Origin of the sequence: Neobacillus sp. DY30 (genome assembly GCF_030123065.1) — a bacterium.
In the GTDB taxonomy this organism is placed as follows: Bacteria; Bacillota; Bacilli; order Bacillales; family Cytobacillaceae; genus Neobacillus.
The window spans coordinates 4,888,503-4,908,350 of the sequence record NZ_CP126093.1; the positions used below are offsets into that span (position 1 = coordinate 4,888,503).

General features: G+C 37.6%; 19 protein-coding genes and 1 other annotated feature. Of the genes, 5 read left to right on the plus strand and 14 right to left on the minus strand.

Annotation, left to right across the window (positions count from 1 at the left end; all coding sequences use genetic code 11):
* Positions 1-20 precede the first annotated feature (20 nt).
* Positions 21-299: a YtzH-like family protein gene (locus QNH29_RS24170; RefSeq protein WP_283861835.1), complete on the plus strand. Its 279-nt coding sequence runs from the start codon at positions 21-23 to the stop codon at positions 297-299.
* On the opposite strand, the gene QNH29_RS24175 is transcribed toward QNH29_RS24170, so the two are convergent.
* The 5 genes from QNH29_RS24175 to dat form a co-directional block, all read right to left on the minus strand.
* Positions 300-1,073 carry a phosphotransferase family protein gene (locus QNH29_RS24175; protein WP_283861836.1) on the minus strand — a complete coding sequence of 258 codons (774 nt, stop codon included), beginning with the start codon at positions 1,071-1,073 and terminating at the stop codon, positions 300-302.
* Between the two features lie 174 nt (positions 1,074-1,247).
* A complete protein-coding gene (gene pulA, locus QNH29_RS24180) occupies positions 1,248-3,395 on the minus strand; it encodes a type I pullulanase (protein WP_283861837.1) in 2,148 nt (715 codons plus the stop codon).
* Positions 3,392-4,366, minus strand: a complete 975-nt coding sequence (locus QNH29_RS24185) for a diacylglycerol/lipid kinase family protein (protein ID WP_283861838.1) — start codon at positions 4,364-4,366, stop codon at positions 3,392-3,394. Before QNH29_RS24185 ends, pulA begins: the two co-directional genes overlap by 4 nt.
* Positions 4,367-4,386: 20 nt before the next feature.
* Positions 4,387-4,962 carry an RNA 2',3'-cyclic phosphodiesterase gene (gene thpR, locus QNH29_RS24190; protein WP_283861839.1) on the minus strand — a complete coding sequence of 192 codons (576 nt, stop codon included), beginning with the start codon at positions 4,960-4,962 and terminating at the stop codon, positions 4,387-4,389.
* Positions 4,963-5,070: 108 nt separating this feature from the next.
* The gene (gene dat, locus QNH29_RS24195; protein WP_283861840.1) at positions 5,071-5,940 is read right to left on the minus strand and encodes a D-amino-acid transaminase; all 870 of its coding nucleotides are present in this window, start codon (positions 5,938-5,940) and stop codon (positions 5,071-5,073) included.
* A 453-nt stretch (positions 5,941-6,393) separates the two neighbouring features.
* On the opposite strand from dat, the gene QNH29_RS24200 reads away from it, so the two are divergent.
* Together QNH29_RS24200 and QNH29_RS24205 are read left to right on the plus strand one after the other, a co-directional pair.
* Positions 6,394-6,615 (plus strand): DeoR family transcriptional regulator, encoded by a 222-nt coding sequence (locus QNH29_RS24200; protein WP_063252171.1) that lies wholly within the window; start codon positions 6,394-6,396, stop codon positions 6,613-6,615.
* Between the two features lie 171 nt (positions 6,616-6,786).
* Complete coding sequence (locus QNH29_RS24205) at positions 6,787-8,118, plus strand: amino acid permease (RefSeq protein WP_283861841.1); 1,332 nt, start codon at positions 6,787-6,789, stop codon at positions 8,116-8,118.
* A 259-nt stretch (positions 8,119-8,377) separates the two neighbouring features.
* Here the strand turns inward: QNH29_RS24205 and QNH29_RS24210 are convergent, their stop codons facing one another.
* Together QNH29_RS24210 and speD are read right to left on the minus strand one after the other, a co-directional pair.
* A complete protein-coding gene (locus QNH29_RS24210) occupies positions 8,378-9,097 on the minus strand; it encodes an AAA family ATPase (RefSeq protein ID WP_283861842.1) in 720 nt (239 codons plus the stop codon).
* Positions 9,098-9,238: 141 nt separating this feature from the next.
* A complete protein-coding gene (speD, locus tag QNH29_RS24215; RefSeq protein ID WP_283861843.1) occupies positions 9,239-10,045 on the minus strand; it encodes an adenosylmethionine decarboxylase in 807 nt (268 codons plus the stop codon).
* Between the two features lie 177 nt (positions 10,046-10,222).
* Between speD and QNH29_RS24220 the strand changes: the two genes are divergently transcribed.
* Complete coding sequence (locus QNH29_RS24220) at positions 10,223-10,672, plus strand: Dps family protein (protein ID WP_283861844.1); 450 nt, start codon at positions 10,223-10,225, stop codon at positions 10,670-10,672.
* A 29-nt stretch (positions 10,673-10,701) separates the two neighbouring features.
* On the opposite strand, the gene QNH29_RS24225 is transcribed toward QNH29_RS24220, so the two are convergent.
* Both QNH29_RS24225 and QNH29_RS24230 read right to left on the minus strand, forming a co-directional pair.
* On the minus strand, positions 10,702-11,421 hold the full coding sequence (locus tag QNH29_RS24225; protein ID WP_283861845.1) for a pseudouridine synthase: 720 nt from the start codon (positions 11,419-11,421) through the stop codon (positions 10,702-10,704).
* 26 nt (positions 11,422-11,447) lie between these two features.
* Entirely contained in the window at positions 11,448-13,070 is a 1,623-nt protein-coding gene (locus QNH29_RS24230) for a putative polysaccharide biosynthesis protein (RefSeq protein WP_283861846.1), read from the minus strand.
* A 235-nt stretch (positions 13,071-13,305) separates the two neighbouring features.
* Between QNH29_RS24230 and QNH29_RS24235 the strand changes: the two genes are divergently transcribed.
* Complete coding sequence (locus QNH29_RS24235; RefSeq protein WP_283861847.1) at positions 13,306-14,583, plus strand: BaiN/RdsA family NAD(P)/FAD-dependent oxidoreductase; 1,278 nt, start codon at positions 13,306-13,308, stop codon at positions 14,581-14,583.
* Positions 14,584-14,589: 6 nt separating this feature from the next.
* Here QNH29_RS24235 and QNH29_RS24240 read toward each other — a convergent pair whose 3' ends face one another.
* From QNH29_RS24240 to QNH29_RS24260, 5 genes are all read right to left on the minus strand, one after another.
* Complete coding sequence (locus tag QNH29_RS24240) at positions 14,590-14,775, minus strand: sporulation protein Cse60 (RefSeq protein ID WP_283861848.1); 186 nt, start codon at positions 14,773-14,775, stop codon at positions 14,590-14,592.
* Between the two features lie 94 nt (positions 14,776-14,869).
* A complete protein-coding gene (locus tag QNH29_RS24245; protein WP_283861849.1) occupies positions 14,870-15,175 on the minus strand; it encodes a rhodanese-like domain-containing protein in 306 nt (101 codons plus the stop codon).
* A gap of 50 nt (positions 15,176-15,225) precedes the next feature.
* Positions 15,226-17,643, minus strand: coding sequence for a leucine--tRNA ligase (gene leuS / locus QNH29_RS24250; protein ID WP_283861850.1), 2,418 nt, complete (start codon positions 17,641-17,643; stop codon positions 15,226-15,228).
* A gap of 42 nt (positions 17,644-17,685) precedes the next feature.
* Positions 17,686-17,910 (minus strand) — a binding site (T-box leader).
* A 115-nt stretch (positions 17,911-18,025) separates the two neighbouring features.
* Positions 18,026-19,219 (minus strand): MDR family MFS transporter, encoded by a 1,194-nt coding sequence (locus QNH29_RS24255; protein WP_283861851.1) that lies wholly within the window; start codon positions 19,217-19,219, stop codon positions 18,026-18,028.
* 264 nt (positions 19,220-19,483) lie between these two features.
* Positions 19,484-19,723, minus strand: a complete 240-nt coding sequence (locus tag QNH29_RS24260; RefSeq protein WP_349654872.1) for a hypothetical protein — start codon at positions 19,721-19,723, stop codon at positions 19,484-19,486.
* Between the last annotated feature and the right edge of the window lie 125 nt (positions 19,724-19,848).

Sequence of the window (19,848 nt, forward strand, 5' to 3'; positions counted from 1 at the left end):
ACTTGAAAGGGTGTACCAAAATGCCATTAAGTCATCAGGACCAAGTTTCATTACTAAAAGATATATTAAATAATCATCAAACCGACTGTTGCGGGTCTGTTTCAGAATGTGAACAATTGGAACGATTAGTGAAATCTCTAATGGTGAACACACAGATTGATCAAAATGTTAAAAGCATTTTGCAGGAGGTATATAATTACAGTCAACATGGCGCTCAAACAGCAGACCTAGATGAACATATTCTTTCAAATCAAAGTAATTTGTCACAATGGGTGTCCAATATAGACACTTATTCCTAATTACAAAAGCCCATCTAAAAAATCAATCCATTTATCCATTTCCTGTAAACGGTCTTTGTTTTTGTAAAATTGAATCGAAGACAATGTTTGAAGTGCTACATACCATTTCATTCGAAGCTGCAAATTTTCTGTTAACGGTTTTCCATACATTGCTAACCAGCTACTCCAATTATTTTCCGGGATGTACAAATAAAGCAGCATACCAAGATCTATTGCAGGGTCTGCAATCATAGCACCATCCCAGTCAATTAAATACAACTGGTTGTCCTCTGTCAGCAGCCAGTTGTTATGGTTGACATCCCCATGACAAACAACTTTTTCATTACTAAAAACATTTGCCGCCTCACTTAATAGAAAATTCAACGTTTTTTTTACAACAGGTAATGATAAGGTTTCTTCATCTAAAGGTTCGACTACAGATTGAAATATTGTGTCTGGCTGTAATGGCTGCTTTTCAAGCCTGCTTAACATCCCAACCATTGGTTCAGAGCGGTGAATTTTACTTAGCATCTTAGCAACACGTTCATGATTCATGTCGTGCGGCTTTAATTCACGTCCAGGCAGCCATTGTTGTGCTGTAATTACATCTCCATTTTCCAATCGTTTTGTCCAAACAAGCTTTGGGACGATTCCTTCTGCAGATAAAACTGCTAGAAAAGGAGAGGAATTGCGTTTTAGAAAAAGCCTTTGGTCTTTGTAGCTAGCATAAAAGGCTTCTCCCGTTGCGCCCCCCGCAGGGACAATCTCCCATTCTTGTCCTAATATATGTTCCAAAATTGTTCACCTTCAATTTATGCCGTTCTCAAATGGGTCAAAAACACCATTTAGTAGTTAATTAGTAAAAATATTTTAGAAAAATAAAAAAAGCTATTGGACAATAACACACAATAGCCATCTTACTAAATTTTATCTCCAATTAGCTTTAGTCGTCAAGTACAACTGAACAAACTATTTTTTTGCTAAAATGGTTAAGCAAACTGGTTCTAGTACTAATTTTTTTCCTTGTACCCTTTGCTTGGAATAAATTCCCGCTTTTTTATCATTGACGATGACTGTCCAGCTGCCATCTGGAATATCAATTAATTGTTTTGACCTTAGAGGATTAATAAGTAAAAGCACCTCACTGATTTCATGACTCTGATTCTTTATTGTAAAGCCAATCAGCGGCGCCGTAAGTGGCAGAATTGTAATATTAGCTCTAATTTGGTCAGCACTTTTCATTCGAAAACAGGATAACTCTTTACGGATTTGAATTAATCCTTTTAAATAGTTTACATTTTCTTTATAAAGGTGCATTCGATCCCAATCAAGCCGGTTAATATGATCGGGTGATTTGTAACTGTTGCCATCGCCTCGTTTTGTCCGAAAAAATTCCTGACCGCTGTGCAGAAAAGGAATTCCCTGCGATAACACTACAAGACCTGTTGCTAGCCGGTGGTATTTCATATGAAAATCATGATCTAAATCAGGCAGGCACGAAATAAGTTTATCCCACATCGTATGATTATCATGACATTCAACGTAATTCACCGATTGAGAAGGTTCCATTAAAAGCCCGCCAGCTTCTTGATTAAATCCGATGCTGCCAGTAATTACATCTATTGCGCCTTCATAATAATGTTCGTTACCGAGTACGTAACCTTTATCATACAAATTAAAAGTATTACCCTTTATCATATCACGAAATTTATCATTAAACTGCCCAATTTCAGGAAGCTTTGAGTTATTGCGAATGATTGCTTTTTTATCAATGGGAAGTGGTGTATTAAGGTTCCAGCCTTCGCCAATAATCAGGGTATCCTTTTGAATACGATCACAAGTTTTTCTAACTTCTTTCATGGTTTCAACATCCAAAATCCCCATTAAGTCAAAACGAAACCCGTCAATATGATATTCTTCCATCCAAAAACGGACAGAATCAATAATGAACTTTCTTACCATCTTCCGCTCTGAGGCAATATCATTTCCAACCCCTGTTCCATTCGATGGGAAACCAAGCTCATTATGACGAAAGTAATAGCCGGGAACGACCTTTTCGAAACAGGAAGTTTCCCGAATGTAGACATGATTGTATACTACATCCATAATAACTTTAATTCCCTGTCCATGAATGGCATCAATTAATTGCTTCAATTCAGTAATTCTTGCGTAAGGATCGGATGGTTTTGTAGAATAGGACCCCTCAGGAACATTAAAGTGGATTGGGTTATAACCCCAATTGTATTCTTTATCTGGTTCTAATTCATTTACTCCTGCAAAATCATTAAATGGCAGAAATTCAATATGAGTGATTCCTAAGTCTTTAACATAGGATAGACCAGTTAGTTGACTATCTTTTCCTTTTGTATTTAGCTCACTCGCCCCTAAATAAAGTCCTTTACATTTTACACCACTATTTGGATGAATCGTAAAATCCCTGATATGCGTTTCATAAATAATTGCATCCACTGGACTTTCAAGGGGAGGTAATAGAGGCTTTGGCCTCCGAGTTTTTTCTAACTTAACAATAACCCCGAGTTCCCCATTCGCTGTGACAGCAACAGCATAAGGATCTACCGATTCTCTCCATTCCTGGTTTATAAGAAGTAGAAACGTATATTGATATAGTTCTAAATCAATGTTCATGACTATTGACCAAACACCCTTATCTTCGCGTTTCATTTTAACAATTTCCGAAAAAGAACTGTTTGGATTTCTTAATTTTAATTTTACCTGGGTTGCTGTTGGTGCCCAAAGTTTAAACTGCGTTTGATTGTCGCTGCATTTCACTCCTAGATCGTTTCCATCATAGTAAAAGCGATGATCAAATGCAGGTGTTCGAATCACTGCACCTATTTGAAGATCCGTTCTTCCGCCATAATCATCAATAATCCAATAGGTATGACCAAAAGAAATTTCCTCAGAAAGCCGACAAATAAATTTATTATGATTTTCAATTTGTTGTTTTTTGATAATTTGCAAAGGGATAGCTTGTTGTGATTCATCTGTAATCGAGAAAGTGGAAGACAATCCTTTATGATAGGAAAGTGGAAGAAGAATCGTAATGATATCCATCTCATCTAAATAAGCTAGGAAAATACGTTCATTGGAGTTCATTCGAGCTCCCTCTCTTTCAGCACAGTTTCTCGTATATTACTCACCCTTGTTAACACTTTTAGTGATTTTGTTTGAACATGTATATTTAAGGGAGTATATCCTATATCCTCACCATCAGCATGGACATATAAGGAAGATGAGGATTGAATGGAAATCATTCGCCCCTTAAAGGTTTTGACTTCTTTAAATTGAATGTGCTTACCCCAAAATACACTAATAAAAACCAATAATAGCTTCAACTTTGATAATTGATGAACCACTGTAATATCCAGGAGACCATCATTTGAGACGGCAGCAGGAGCAATCATCATTCCGCCCCCATAATAGGGTTGATTGGAAACAGTTACAAACCATGTTTGTTCAAGTATATGCTTTTTGCCGTCAATTGATAAATCAATTGTGGAGCATTTATAAGAAAAAAGCTTTTTTAGTAAAAAATACACATATACCAACCGGCCTAAAGAAAGCTTATTCAGCCAAGCTTTGATTGTAGAATGATTGACTTCATAGGAAATCAACGCATCGAACCCAGCACCCATATTATTGATAAAGTAATGCTGAGAGTTATCCTTCATCGAGATTTTTCCAATATCAATGATAGCAGCTTCTTCTTTTATAAGCCGAAGAATCAACTTTAGTGCTTCTTCCGGATCAGCGGGTATCTGGAATCCCCTGGAAAAGTCATTTCCGGACCCTCCGGGAACAAACCCAAGCGTAATATTGGTATACCCTGCAATTCCATTTACGACTTCGCTTATTGTTCCGTCCCCTCCAACGGCAATTATGACTTTTTGCTCATTATTCTTTGCTGCAATTTGTGCCGCTATCTTCATTGCATGCCCCTGGTATTCTGTAAAGAAAGCGAGGTAAGGGATTTTATCAGTGAGTAGTTTTGTTTCAACCTTTTTCCAGACATCTAAACAGTAGCCGTTTCTCGCTTTTGGATTGATAATAAAGTAAGTTTGTTTCATCTAACCAACCTTTTTTTAAGTTAAATTTCAGAATCCAGGTAATAAGTCGTTTTTACCTCGTATTTCGGTGTTTTATCAAGATGTGTTTGATATAAAACTACTTCGTTCACATTAAATACAAGCGGTTCTGACTGCAGCTCGATCCAAGTGTCAAGCAGGCTTTTATGAAAAACCTGGTTCCCTGACCACTTTCGAGCAAGAGTAATATGAGGTTTAAAAGGTCTTGTTTCAAGTTGAAAACCTGCTTCGACACATGCCGTGAACACTTTTTCCCTAACATTACTCAACTCGTTACTCTCTTTTGTATCCATCCAAAAGATTCGGGGTGAATCCGCCTTTCCAAAAGTTCCGAGCTTGTTTATTTCAAGTGAAAATCCTTTAAATTCGCTTAAAGCTTCGCGAACATTTTCTAATGCGATGGAAAGTTTTTCTGAAGGGGCATTGCCTAAAAAGGCTAATGTAATATGCAAATCTTCATGGTGAACCCAGCGGCTGAATGGGAGAATTTCTTTTAACCTCTCAATATTGCTTTGCATAATTAGTTTTATTTCAGTTGGGATTTTTATTGCAAAGAAAAAATGTGTGTGCTTGTTCATATTTATCATTCCTTTTCCTATTTTAGACTATTTTTTCCAAGTAGTATGTATTTTACAGCTTAATAAAGTAGAAACGTGCACCAGATTTTATCTGCTGCACGCTCTTTGCTATATTTCATTATCGACCAGTACTCCACATTGTCTTTCAATTTCTTTTTGAAATAAATCCTGCAATTTACATGTGAGCGGTCCTGGAATTCCAGATTTGACTTTTTTGCCGTCAATTTCAATTATAGGCATTACTTCCGCTGTCGTACTTGATAAAAATACTTCTTCCGCTTCCTCAAGTTCAGCCAATGAAAATGTCCGTTCTTGCACTGGAATATTATTCTTCATACAAAGATTTAAAATAACATCTTTTGTAATCCCTTTTAATATTAAGTGATTGGATTCATGGGTTATGACTGTCCCATTTTTGACGATAAAAATATTAGAGGAACTTCCTTCTGTGACATCCTGGCCCCGATGCTGAATCGCTTCAAAACAGCCTTGCTCGCTCGCCTTTTGTTTCGCTAAGAGATTACCTAGCAAATTTAAACTTTTTATATCACAGCGCAGCCAGCGAATATCCTCTGTTAGGATTGTCTTTACGCCAGATTTCAAGTTTTCTAGTGGTCTTACTCCGTTAATTGTATATGCTGTAAGTGTCGGGACGACATTACCTGTTGGAAATAGGTGATTTCGGGGTGCCACCCCTCTTGTAACCTGCATATAAATATTTCCGGTGTTAAGATTGTTCTTTATAATGAGTTCGTTTAACATTTCAGTTAGCTCAAGACTTGAAAATGGTAATGTAATCCCTATACTTTCACTACTTCTTTTAAACCTTGATAAATGTTCTGCTGCCGTAAACATTTTCCCATTATAGACTCGAATGACTTCATAGATTCCATCTCCAAACTGATAACCACGATCTTCGACATCAACCTTAGCCTGTGAGCGTTCAATAATCTCCCCATTTAATAAGGCAAATTCCATTCTTTTTCCCCTTTTTACTTATTATTATTGGTATTGAATTGTAAAGTCTTTTCATCCACATGATGTGTTATTTATATCCATGCAGATATTTTATCAATATTCACCAAAAAACGAAATAATTTCCGCTATAGTCATAAAAATAAATTTACTAAAAATTCAGCTAATTTGTCATAAACCTAACTTTAACACCCATAGACTATAGTAAGATTTAAGAAAGGGAGGAGAAAATCCGAACAATTATTGTTACGAACTTATGTTTTTTATGTAAATATTTCGCTAATGGTGGAAATTTTCAGAAATTGTGGGTACAATAAATGTAAGTCAGCGGGGTATCCACTGCAACTATCTATGAATAAAAGGAGTTGTCTGCGGGAAGAAAATTACATACTAATCAAAGAGGCTGTCGGTAGAGGGATAGACAATTGGTTTTAAAAAAGGATAGGGAGTGGTTTTTTGAAACCTTCAACTAACCGGATGTTAAACCGCATCAAATGCATCTACATGTTTATACGTAATAAAGGCACAGTCACGACGCAAGAACTTGTAGAGGAATTTGGTATCACTCCTCGCACCATACAACGAGATTTAAATGTCTTAGCCTATAATGACTTGGTAATTAGCCCAAGCCGCGGAAAATGGACGACAACACAAAAAAAGGTAAAAATGTCTTCGTAATATATGGAAAAAATAAAAGCAAGCAAGCATGCGATTGTTTCGTGTGCTTGCTTGCTTTTATTTTTAAAATAAGGTTGAATATCTATTATATTATGATATATTAGTATAATACTTTAATGCTTAAAAGCGTTTAAGTGAAGTGGTAATTTTATAAAATAAAGGTAGGACAACATGGAAAATAATCATGAACTAAAAAAAGGATTACTGCCAAGGCATGTCCAGTTTATTGCCTTAGCTGGCATGATTGGCACAGGCATATTTAAAGGGAGTACCGATACGTTAAATATAGCGGGGCCAAGTGTTATCTTTACCTATCTTATTGGCGGACTATTATTATTTATCGTTATGGCAGCTTTAGGTGAGATGGCTATTGCTTTTCCCAATCACAATGTGCAGCTGCTTCTTTATCGAGCATTTGGTTTTAAGCTGTCGTTCATTACTGGCTGGTTATATTGGATCAACTGGACCATTGTAATCACAGTTGAATTATTAGCGGCGGGAAGTTTTCTGCAATTTTGGTATCCCTCCATACCGCTTTGGCTTCTTAGTTTGTTATGTGCCGCCATCATTATCGCCATTAATTTATTCCCTGTAAAATATTATGGAGAGCTCGAGTTTTGGTTTGCAGGAATTAAAATAATCGCTTTAGTGGCTTTTATCTTTTTGGGCGCTCTTATCATCTTTGGTGTTTTTCCAAGTGATATTGGAGATCCTCTAGAAAACTATACTGCACATGGCGGTTTTTTCCCACATGGAGTCAGTGGTATGCTAAGTGCCTTTTTGGTGGTTATGTTTTCTTATGGCGGTGCTGAATTAATTGGGGTTGCCGTAACGGAAACGAAGGACGCTGAACGGGTTATGCCAAGTATCATAAAGGGTGCGGTATGGCGAGTTATTATTTTTTATATTTTCCCAATCTTAATTATTTGTGGCATTATGCCTTGGAATTCTGTTACTGGACAAGACAGTCCATTTGTTCAAGTATTTACTATGACAGGACTTCCTGGTGCAGCACATGTTATGAATTTCATCCTTTTAACTGCCGTGCTTTCAGCTGCCAATTCGGGAATCTATGCAACATCGAGGACGCTATTTTCTATGGCAAAAAGCGGAGTGGCTCCTAAAGGATTAATGAAAACTTCTAGAACTGGAATTCCCTTTATTGGTCTAATGATTACCAGTTTCTTCTTATTAGTTGGTGTGTTCTTAGCATATATCAGTCCTAGTAATGTCATTAGTTATCTAATGACCATCCCTGGCTTTACAATTATGATGGTATGGATAGGAATTTGTGCCGCCCATTTAAAGCTTAGACCGCAGTATACGGTTAAGCCTGCTTTTCAGGTGAAATGGTTTCCAATTACGACCATTATTGCTATTTTGGCATTAAGTTTGATCTTTATCGGATTTATTTTTAGTCCAAGCAACTTAATAGGCTCATCTGTTTCTCTAATCATAGTAGGAATGCTGGTAGTTCTATCATTTATTACAAAAAAGAAGTGATATCCATTTGGGTATCACTTCTTTTTTTGCTGAACATACTTCGATTGTGCCCGTAAATGCCGCCAACTTTTAATTATGGGAACTATCCATCCTATTTGTGCCGATAAATCCTTCAACCTTTAATTACGGGAACAATCCGGCCTTATTTGTGCCCATAAATCCTCCAATCTTTAATTAAAGGAACTATCCATCTGTAATCCTGTACGAAGAACCAACTCGCCCCGATCAACCAATTTGTTTCAAAAATTTAAGGGCGTTTTCATTCCTCTTTAAATAGTTCATGTAGAAATCTCTTTCTATTTTCTAAAAAATATTTTGTAATATTGTAATGGTCTGTATCTTCATAGTTTATCTTTGAGATTTCACCATTGTCAAAGCTATAAATGTCTGCATCTGGATAGCCCAATAGAATGGGAGAATGGGTAGCAATGATAAATTGCGCGTTATCTCTTGTTTCGAGGTCGTGAATGATTTTTAAGAGTGTTAATTGCCGCGCAGGGGATAATGCAGCCTCCGGTTCATCTAGAAGATAAATTGCTTCCCCATTAAATCGATTTAAAAATAACGATAAAAAGGATTCCCCATGGGATTGTTTTAACAATGATCTTCCTCCATAATCCCGATAACCATTCTCATCTACTTCATCAATATGGGTAGCAAAATGATAAAACGATTCTGCTCGCAAAAAGAAACCATTCGTAATCTTAGGCATCCACGAAAGTCTTATGTAATGGCTAAGCTCAGAATCTGATTCATGCACATCATAAGAATTATTTCGGCTGCCGCCTGCAGTATTGAAATCACATTTGTGTGCGATTGCTTCTAATAACGTGGATTTACCTGAGCCATTTTCACCTACAAAAAAGGTGACGTTCCTTTCTAATTTAATCTCTTCAAGGCTATTAATTGCAAGTATTGAAAATGGGTAGAGGTTAAAGGTTGGAATCTTTTCTTTTAATAAAGTAACTTTTTTTAACATATTAACTCTCCTACTTAATTAGTTCCTATGAATTTCATTTTACACCGAGGACGCAAAAAAGCAGCTCTACTTTTTAGTAAAGCTGCGAACTTTCTTTTTGGCTACCATCCGACATAGATAGGCGATTAGTAAAATGGTCATTTATTGGATGTTCTTTCCATAAAAAATTTCATCCATCTCAACCTTTATTCTCTCGGTAATTTCAATTATCTCTTCCGGTTGTAATGTTTCTTTTTTATAGCCAAATAAATAGTTGTTTAAATCAAATTCCCGAAGTTTACATTTTGTATGGAAAATATTTTCTTGATACACATTTACATCAATCATGTCGAATAGTTCGCCAACATCATCGGGAATATAATTCTGAATCGAGCTGATTTCATGATCAATAAATAATTTATATCCATCTTTATCTCTTGTAAATCCACGCACACGATAATCGATTATCATAACGTCCGTTTCAAACGAACGAATAAGATAATGCAGTGCCTTAAGCGGTGAAATTTCTCCGCAAGTAGATACATCAATATCTGCCCTAAAGGTACTGATACCTTCATCAGGATGATATTCAGGGTATGTATGAACAGTGATATGACTCTTATCTAACTGCATAACGACCGATTCTGGCAGCGGTCCTGGTGATTCCTCAAAATGTTCTGACGGAGCATTTTCAACTGGGCCCTCGGATACAAGAAGCGTTACACTTGCCCCTGCGGGTTCAAAATCCTGACTTGCTACGTTTAATACATGTGCACCAATAATATCCGATACATTCGTTAGGATCTTTTGTAACCTTTCTGCACTATATTGTTCATCAATATACTTTAAGTACGCCTCACGCTCTTCTTTTGATCTTGTATAACAAATATCGTACATATTAAAGCTTAATGATTTGGTCAAGTTATTAAAGCCATGCAGTTCGATCGTCTCTTTGTGTGAAAGTTTCACGCTGCTTCCCCCTTTTTGATTTTCACATGTGGGACAGTGTAGTAAATATTTTTAGATTACCCAGTTTTTGATTTGTTACTAATTAAACTACTTATTTATAATTATTATAATTTAATATTTACTTTTAATTAATATGTGTTATAATTAAAACAGATTAGAAATTAGGAGGAATGAACAATGACACAACATACAATCACACTAGAACAAGTAATGAATCAACAACTCGCGAACTGGAATGTATTATATACGAAGCTGCATCGTTTTCACTGGTATGTAAAAGGACCACACTTTTTTACATTGCATTCGAAATTTGAAGAATTGTACGAAGAGGCTGCAGGAACGATCGATGAATTAGCTGAACGGTTATTAATCACAGGCGGAAAGCCGATTTCTACATTAAAAGAGTACATCCAATATGCCACTCTTGAAGAAACTACTGAAACACTATCTGCTGAAGAAATGGTACAAAATGTGGTAAATGATTTCTCCCAGCTTATCTCTGAATTAAAGGAAGCTAAAATCGTTGCAGAACAGGGAAATGATGAAGTAACAAGTGATATGTTTACCGAATTAATTGAAACACTAAGCAAACATAATTGGATGTTAACATCCTTTCTTCAAGCGTAAAAAGGACAAGGCACGCAGCCTTGTCCTTTTTACTTTACTTGGTAATTCCTTAAAAGCTCTATCTCTTCATCTGTCAGCTCTCTATACTCACCTAATTCAAGGGTCTCATCAAGAGGTAGTGGTCCCATAGAAATCCTCTTCAAATAGACAACTTTTTTTCCAACTGCTTCAAACATTCTTTTCACTTGATGGAACTTGCCCTCGGTTATGGTCAGCTCGATGTCCGATCGTATACCAGACTTCAAAATTTTTAACATACCTGGTTTAGTTTGATACCCATCATCGAGTGTAACTCCCTCTGCAAAAGCTTTTATGTCATCATCGGTTACTTCCTGGTTTATCACCGCAAAATAGGTCTTGGGTACATGCTTTTTAGGTGAAAGCAGACGATGGGCCAATTGACCATCATTGGTAATCAATAATAACCCTTCTGTATCCTTGTCCAATCTTCCGACTGGAAACGGTTCATAAACCTGATCTTCAAGTTCCAATAAATCGATAACTGTTTCCCCAGCACTGTCCTCCGTAGCCGACAATACTCCTTGAGGTTTGTTCATCATTAGGTAGATAAATTCTTTATATTCAACTACTTCTCCATTTAAAGTAACCGTTTGTTTATTTGTATCGACTTGCTGTTTCGCGTCCTTTACGATTACATCATCGATTTTAACAGCGCCGCTTTTTAGAAGCTGCTTTACTTCCTTACGGCTTCCATAGCCAAGATTAGCAAGCATTTTATCAATTCTCAAGGTAATCCTCCTTCTTTTTTAGGAGTTTAATTGGTTAATCTTAATTTCCGCTTTATTCGGTCAACCCTGTCTCCAAATAGTCTGTTTACAAGTCCGGATTTTAATCCGAGGTAAAAATAGATAAGAGCTCCTGCTCCTGCACAAACAATGATCATAATAAGCGATTGAACCTTAGATTCTGGTGTAAGGAATAACAATAAAAGCTGGTAAACAAGCTCTGTTCCTGCCCACATGAAACCAGCAAAGATAACAATTAACAAGCTCCGTCTCCAAACAAATAAGAAAGGATACTTCGCATAATTTTTTATAACCAGTAATTGAATCAGTATAGCTCCGATGTAGCCTAGTGCCGTTGCATATACAGCGCCTTTTGTCTCGAACATTGTAATAAAAGAAATATTTAGCGACAATTTAATCAGTAGCCCAACTAATAAGCTTAATACTGTCCACCGTTGTTCATTGATTCCCTGCAGAATCGAACTAGTAACTAAAAATAATGAAAATAGAATACCGACTGGTGCATAGGCTCTTAATACCTCAAAGCCAAGCTCCTTATGTTCATAAAATATTGTGTAGACAGGCTCTGCTAATAGTGAGAGTCCGATGGCAGCCGGCAGAGTTAAGAACAGTAAGACTTGAAAGGTTTGATTTAATTGTTGTCTTAACGCTTTTTGATCACTTTCTACAAATGCTTTCGTGATACTTGGAACAAGAGCCAACGAGAACCCTGTGGCAAGAGAAACAGGAATGATGACGATTTTATGTGATTCAAAGTTCAAGATGGAGAATGCAGCCTCCGCCGCCTTATAGCTGTTACCGATTTCCTGCATGGAACGGGTAAAGGTAACTTGATCAATCGCTTGGAATAATGGATTGGCGATTCCAACAAACACAAACGGAGCAGCGTATATCAGGATTTCTTTATAGATATCTTTCAAAGATACCTGTGCTGTTCCTTTATCTTGTTGTAAGAGCTGGTCTAAATAGGGTTTCCGTTTATACCAGTACCAAAATAAAACGATCAAACTTCCAATAGCACCCACAAATGCAGCAAAAGTTGCCACACTAACAGCCGTTACAATACTTCCATTTAAGAAGTGTATAACGATATAGGCCCCTGCGAGTGTGAAGGTAATCCGGACAATCTGTTCCACCACTTGTGAAACAGCGGATGGTCCCATTGATTGATGTCCTTGGAAGAATCCTCTAATTAAACTCATGAACGGTATAACAATCAGTGCAAAACTAACTGCACGGATAACAGTGATGATATCGTGTACTCTTGATCCGACATCATCTTTTTCTGAAATAATCATGTCAGCTATAAGCGGTGCTGAAAAATACAAAATTAAAAATGAAGCTATACCCGTCAATAGCATCATAACTAGTCCAGATTTGAACAATCTGCGCCCAACAGCATATTCTTCAAGTGCATTATACTTTGAGATAAATTTTGAAACAGCAAGGGGCACACCAGCTGTAGCTATACTAATAAAGATTGTATAGGGGATGTAAGAATATTGGTACAACGCTGTTCCTTCTGATTCTACAATCTGATAAAAGGGTATGACATATAATAAGCCAAGTACCTTGGATATAATGGTACCCAATGTTAAAATAAATGTTCCTCTTATAAGCTTAGATGACATAAATTAAGAATCCCTTCCTAGTGAAGAAAAAGTTTGTGCGCATATGAGCAAACTTTCGGTATACACAATTTTGCACACTATTAGTAGTTTACATCTCTTTTTGCTGGGATGCCACTAACAGCCGTGCTAAATTTTTAAAAATAATTGCCTATCCGTTTTCTTTTCTATCAGAGTGTTTATAATGGAATAATGCGCAGTCTCATTTTAAACGAATATACATAAAGTTGGTGGAAGTATGAATTATGATGTAATTGTTATTGGCGGCGGTCCTTCGGGCTTGATGGCTGCAATTGCCGCTGGGGAAAAAGGAGCAAAGGTGCTATTAATTGATAAAGGTGACAAGCTTGGCAGGAAGCTGGCCATTTCCGGCGGCGGCCGTTGTAATGTCACCAATCGACTCCCTGTTGAAGAAATCATCAAGCATTTGCCTGGCAACGGGAAATTTTTATACAGCGCTTTTTCAATTTTTAGTAATGAAGATATTATCAAGTTCTTTGAAAAATTAGGCATCGCCCTTAAGGAAGAGGATCATGGACGGATGTTCCCTGTTTCTAATAAAGCACAATCCGTGGTCGATGCACTTTTAGCCCAATTAGAGAAGTTTAAGGTGAAGGTATACACCAATAGCCCAGTGGCAGATGTTGTTTATAGAGAAGGTCATGTTTCTACTGTTATATTAAAAAATGGTACTGAAATGGAAGCAAAATCTGTTGTCATAGCTGTCGGAGGTAAATCAGTTCCTCATACTGGCTCAACGGGAGACGGTTACGCCTGGGCTGAAAAAGCCGGGCATACCATTACGGAACTGTTTCCTACTGAGGTGCCTGTCACCTCAAATGAACCCTTTATCAAAGATAAATCACTACAGGGTTTGTCATTACGGGATATTGAGTTAAGTGTACTGAATCCAAAAGGGAAAGCGATTATCACTCACAGGATGGATATGATTTTTACCCATTTTGGGCTTAGTGGTCCAGCAGTCCTCCGCTGCAGTCAATTTGTGGTAAAGGCAATGAAAAAATGGAAGTTAACAGAGGCTGTCATGAGTTTAGATGTTATACCAGATAAAAAAGAAGAAGAGTTTTTTCAAGAAATTGTGAAACTTGTAAAAAGCGAACCGAAAAAAAGCATTAAAAATACATTAAAGGGGCTAGTCCCTGAACGTTATCTCTTGTTTCTGCTGGAGCGGAATGAAATTGACCCTTCAGAACAAGGGGCAACAATCTCAAATGAAAAACTTCGTACTTTTGTGAAGAGCTGCAAACAGTTCTTGATTAAAGTAAATGGTACGTTACCGTTGGAAAAAGCCTTCGTAACGGGCGGCGGCGTTTCCGTGAAAGAAATCGAACCGCAGACAATGGCTTCCAAAGTGATGGGCGGCCTCTACTTTTGCGGTGAGATTCTTGATGTCCATGGCTATACCGGCGGCTATAATATCACTTCAGCGTTAGTCACCGGAAGACTCGCTGGAACTAATGCTGCCTTATCCGCTAAAAAACAATATCAGGCCTGATTATTTTCAGGCCTTATAAATGATCATCGCTGAAAAACAATAGATTTGTTCGTCCTCTTCATCTTCCGTTATTGCAGCTACATTATACTTAATATCCATTAACTGTTTTTCATCAATCCCTTTTAAAAAGCGGTTCATTTCCTTTTCTAAATCCTTTTCATGCTCACGGTCAAATAACTTTACCTGGATCATATGATTCTCCCTATCTTTTTTACTTTCATTATTTCCATCTTTTCTGAAAATTAAAAATAATAGGCATAAAAAAAACGATTCCGCATTGGAATCGTTATTTTGTTTCACCCGTCCACTCGAGCATGCCGCCAATCATATTACGAACATTATAACCTTGTTCTTGAAGATAATAGCATACATTTTCACTTCTTCTGCTTGAGCGGCAAATAAAGATGTACTCTTTATCTTTATCAAAATAATCTAGGTTTGCAGGAATCTCACCCATCCGGATATGCTTCGCACCAGGTATCATTCCTTGCTCAACCTCATCATGTTCCCTAACATCAACAAGCTCAAGTTTTTCCCCCTGCTCGAGCTTTTTCTTTAATTCTTCTGGTGTAATAATTTGAATTTCTTCCATTTTCCCACCCCTTATTACAGTTCCCCCCTGTTTAACAGGGGGACATCCAATTAATTTGCTACGATATTAACAAGTTTACCAGGAACGGTGATAACTTTGCGAATGGTTTTCCCTTCGATTTGTTCCTTCACTCGATCATCGTCCATGGCAATACCTTCTAGTGCTTCCTTGCTAGCATCTGTAGGAACTTTTAGCTTTGTCTTTACTTTTCCGTTAACTTGGATAACAATCTCCACTTCTTCATCCACTAATTTAGCTTCATCATATGCTGGCCAAGTTTCATAAGTAATGGTATAACTATGACCGAGCTTTTCCCAAAGTTCTTCCGCAACATGCGGTGCAACTGGGGCAAGCATTTTTACGAAGCCTTCGATATACTGCTTTGGAAGAACAGTTGATTTATAGGCTTCGTTAATAAATACCATCATTTGTGAAATTGCGGTATTAAATCTCAAGCCCTCATAATCTTCGGTTACCTTTTTCACTGTTTGGTGGTATACCTTTTCTAAATTACCTGCTTCTTCATTTTCTTGAATTTTTGGATTTAATTCTCCATTATCCTCAACCATCAAACGCCAAATACGATCAAGGAAACGACGAGAACCGTCAAGTCCATTTGTTGACCAAGCGATGGAAGCATCAAGCGGCCCCATAAACATTTCATATAAACGAAGTGTATCGGCGCCATGACTATCAACGATATCATCAGGATTTACAACATTTCCTTTTGATTTACTCATCTTTTCGTTGTTTTCGCCTAAAATCATACCTTGGTTGAAAAGCTTTTGGAATGGTTCTTTTGTTGATACAACACCAATATCATAAAGAACTTTGTGCCAGAAACGAGCATACAATAAGTGAAGAACAGCATGCTCAGCACCGCCAATGTAAACATCTACAGGAAGCCAGTGTTCTAATTTTTCCTTTGAAGCAAGTGCTTGATCATTTTTTGGATCAATATATCGTAAATAATACCAGCAGCTGCCTGCCCATTGCGGCATTGTATTTGTTTCACGACGACCCTTCTTACCTGTTTCAGGATCTACGACGTTTACCCAGTCCTCAATCACAGCAAGAGGTGATTCTCCCGTTCCGGAAGGTTTGATATTCTTTGTTTTCGGTAAGGTTAATGGCAGCTGATCCTCAGGTACTGCTGTCATCGTACCATCTTCCCAATGGATGATTGGAATTGGCTCACCCCAATAACGCTGACGGCTAAACAGCCAATCGCGTAAACGGAACGTAACCTTCTTCGTTCCGATCCCCTTTTCTTCCAACCAAGAAATCATCTTCGTAATTGCTTCTTCTTTATTTAAGCCATTTAAGAAATCAGAATTAATATGTTCACCGTCGCCTGTAAAAGCTTCGGTTTCAATATCTCCGCCTGCTACAACAGGTATAATTGGAAGGTCAAATTGTTTTGCAAACTCATAGTCGCGTTCATCATGAGCCGGAACAGCCATAATCGCCCCAGTTCCATAGCTCACTAATACATAGTCTGCAATCCAGATTGGCATTTTCTCGCCGTTAACTGGGTTAATCGCATATGCTCCAGTAAAGACACCAGTTTTTTCTTTCGCTAAGTCAGTTCGCTCAAGATCACTCTTCGTTTTGACTTTGTCTAAATAAGCATCTACCGCAGCACGCTGCTCGGCTGTTGTAATTTTATCGACAAAAGAATGCTCTGGAGCAAGGACAGCATAAGTTGCACCAAATAGAGTATCTGGACGAGTCGTAAACACGGTGAATGTTTCATCATGACCATCAATAGCAAAGGTTACTTCGGCACCTTCGGAACGACCGATCCAGTTGCGCTGCATTTCTTTAAGGCTTTCTGGCCAGTCAAGCTCTTCTAAGTCCTCAAGCAAACGGTCACCATAAGCTGTAATTTTCAACATCCACTGCTTCATTGGACGTCGTTCAACAGGATGACCTCCGCGTTCACTTTTACCATCAATTACTTCTTCGTTTGCCAACACCGTCCCAAGTGCAGGGCACCAGTTAACAGCAACTTCATCAATATACGCAAGACCTTTTTCCCACAGTTTTAAGAAAATCCATTGTGTCCATTTATAGTATTCTGGATCGGTTGTATTAACTTCTCGATCCCAGTCATATGAAAAACCTAATGATTTAATTTGTCTGCGGAAAGTATTAATATTCTTCTCCGTGAACTCTGCGGGATCATTTCCGGTATCTAACGCGTATTGCTCAGCAGGTAAACCAAATGCATCCCAGCCCATTGGATGTAACACGTTGTACCCTTGCATTCTCTTTAAGCGTGAAAGGATATCTGTAGCGGTGTAACCTTCAGGGTGTCCAACATGCAGTCCTGCTCCTGATGGATATGGAAACATATCTAATGCGTAGAATTTTGGTTTATCAAATTCTTCACTTGTTTTAAATGTTTTTTCTTCTTCCCATTTTTTTTGCCACTTTTTCTCGATATGCTGATGATCGAAACTCATAAGTGCTGCCTCCTAAAAAAAATTAAAAAAACCCCTCATCCCAAAAGGGACGAGAGGATTGTCTATGTATCTTCCCGCGGTACCACCCACATTAGTGTTGTTAACACTCGCTCATTAATCCTTAACGCGGAATACGGCAAACATTACTGTTTCTTTCATGTTTGCAACTCATAGGCGAGTTCATGATGTACCCGGTTGACTTCCACCAGCCGTCAACTCTCTAATAAACGGGAATAATTCACTACTACTCCTAATCACTGTCATTCTTTATAAAAAGTATTACGGTAATTGTAATAAATTTCTTCGCAGTATGCAAGTAAACATTCACCCAAATTAGTATGTCCGCTAGGATTTATTTTATACCCCAAAAAAACCGGCCACATTAAGAGACCGGTAAATTTATATCTGACATCTTTTTTTCTGATTTTAAAATTCTGTCATATGTCAGGGTAGTCATAATTGCAATAAAGAATACTCCTATTAATACTGTGAATAGTACTGACATGCTGTATAAATCGACTAGTATTCCACCTAATAATGGTCCAATCATTCTTCCCCCAGTAGCAGTACTGTTGACAATCCCTTGATAAAAACCTTCTCGCCCCTTTGGTGCTAGTTCAAAAGCGAGCGTCGGTACAGCCGGCCAAATAAACATTTCCCCGATGGTTAAGATAATCATTGCCACAAGAAATCCTGTAAAAACCGTAACTTGCCCGACAATCAAAAACGATATGATAAAAAAACCAATTCCTATAAGAATTTGTACTTTAAGTGTTGCAGAAAGATGCTTCAAAATGATATTTAAAAACGGTTGGCCCAGAACAATTAATGCCCCGTTTATCGTCCACAAAAAACTATATTGAGTTAAGGAAATATTGATTTCTTGTGTATAGGACGAAATCGTGGTTGTCCATTGTACATACGCAGCCCAGCAGAGGGAATAACCTATGCATAAAACAAGCAAAGCCTGCAAATTTTTTCGACTTTTCACAACTACCTGACCCTTTGTTTTTGCTTGCTTGACTGGTTCTACTGAAATATCTCTATAACCAAAAACAGCAATCATGAAAAAGATGACATACATAATGGTATTCGCAAGAAAGATTAACTGAATTGAATAAGCTGCAACAAATCCTCCAAGAGACGCGCCAACTGCAACTCCAAGGTTTTGAGCTACATAAATAGCATTAAAGGCTTTCCTGCCACCTTCTTTCCACACCGAACCGGCCATTGCAAACATAGCAGGAAAAACAATGCCTGATCCAAAGCCAATGATGGTTAAAAAGATAATATAGGCTGGCCAGCCGTGCCAGAATGTTAATGCAATTAAAGCTAAAAGCGAGATCCAGATTCCTAAAAGGATTGATTTATAGCCGCCGATTTTATCAAATAGCGTGCCGCCGAATAAGTTTCCAATGACAGTCGCACCGGCATTTACCATTAGTACTACTCCAGCAACTGTTAACGATTTCCCTAAATGATCGTGAATATAGATGGTGTTTAAAGGCCATAAAAAAGAAGAGCCTGTTACATTTACTGCCATCCCAATAATTAAAAGCCATAAGGCACGCGGCATCAAAAAACGCTCCTTAACTATCAAATATTTCGAGTTTCAAAAGATATTGTATTCCCATTCCCAGTTCCCTGCAATGCCTTTTCAAATTGTTGTAAAAATGAAAAAAAGCCCTCAAAAAAACAAGGCTTTTTGATGATTATTTTACTAGGTAACTTCATGGTTACCACTATTCTGGTTTTTCTTGATTTTCGGGCATCATGAAGGGCTTCATGGTTACCACTTTTCCAGCTTTTCTAGGTTTTCGGGCATCATAAAAAACTCAAGTTACCGCTTTTTCTTTTTAGAAGTATCTACCACCGTTTTACCTTTATTGACCTTAAGTTTCTCGAAGAATAGCTGTACATGAATTTCGTTTTCATCCATATTGGTAACGCTTGTTACTTTTCCTTTGCGTCCTTTTATTACTACCTCATCACCGACTGATGGTACATTTTTTAGAAGTTGACTCAAAAGGATGTCTTTGTTTTCAAGAAAATGAACAACCAGCATAGTTCGTCTCTCCATTCATATGAAATACACAGATTGTAATCTCCTTATAAAATATTTTATTCCGTAAAGATTTAGACCATCTCAAGCGATAAAAAGCTTAGGTAAAATTGACACACCGTCATAAATTTGACACAATATAC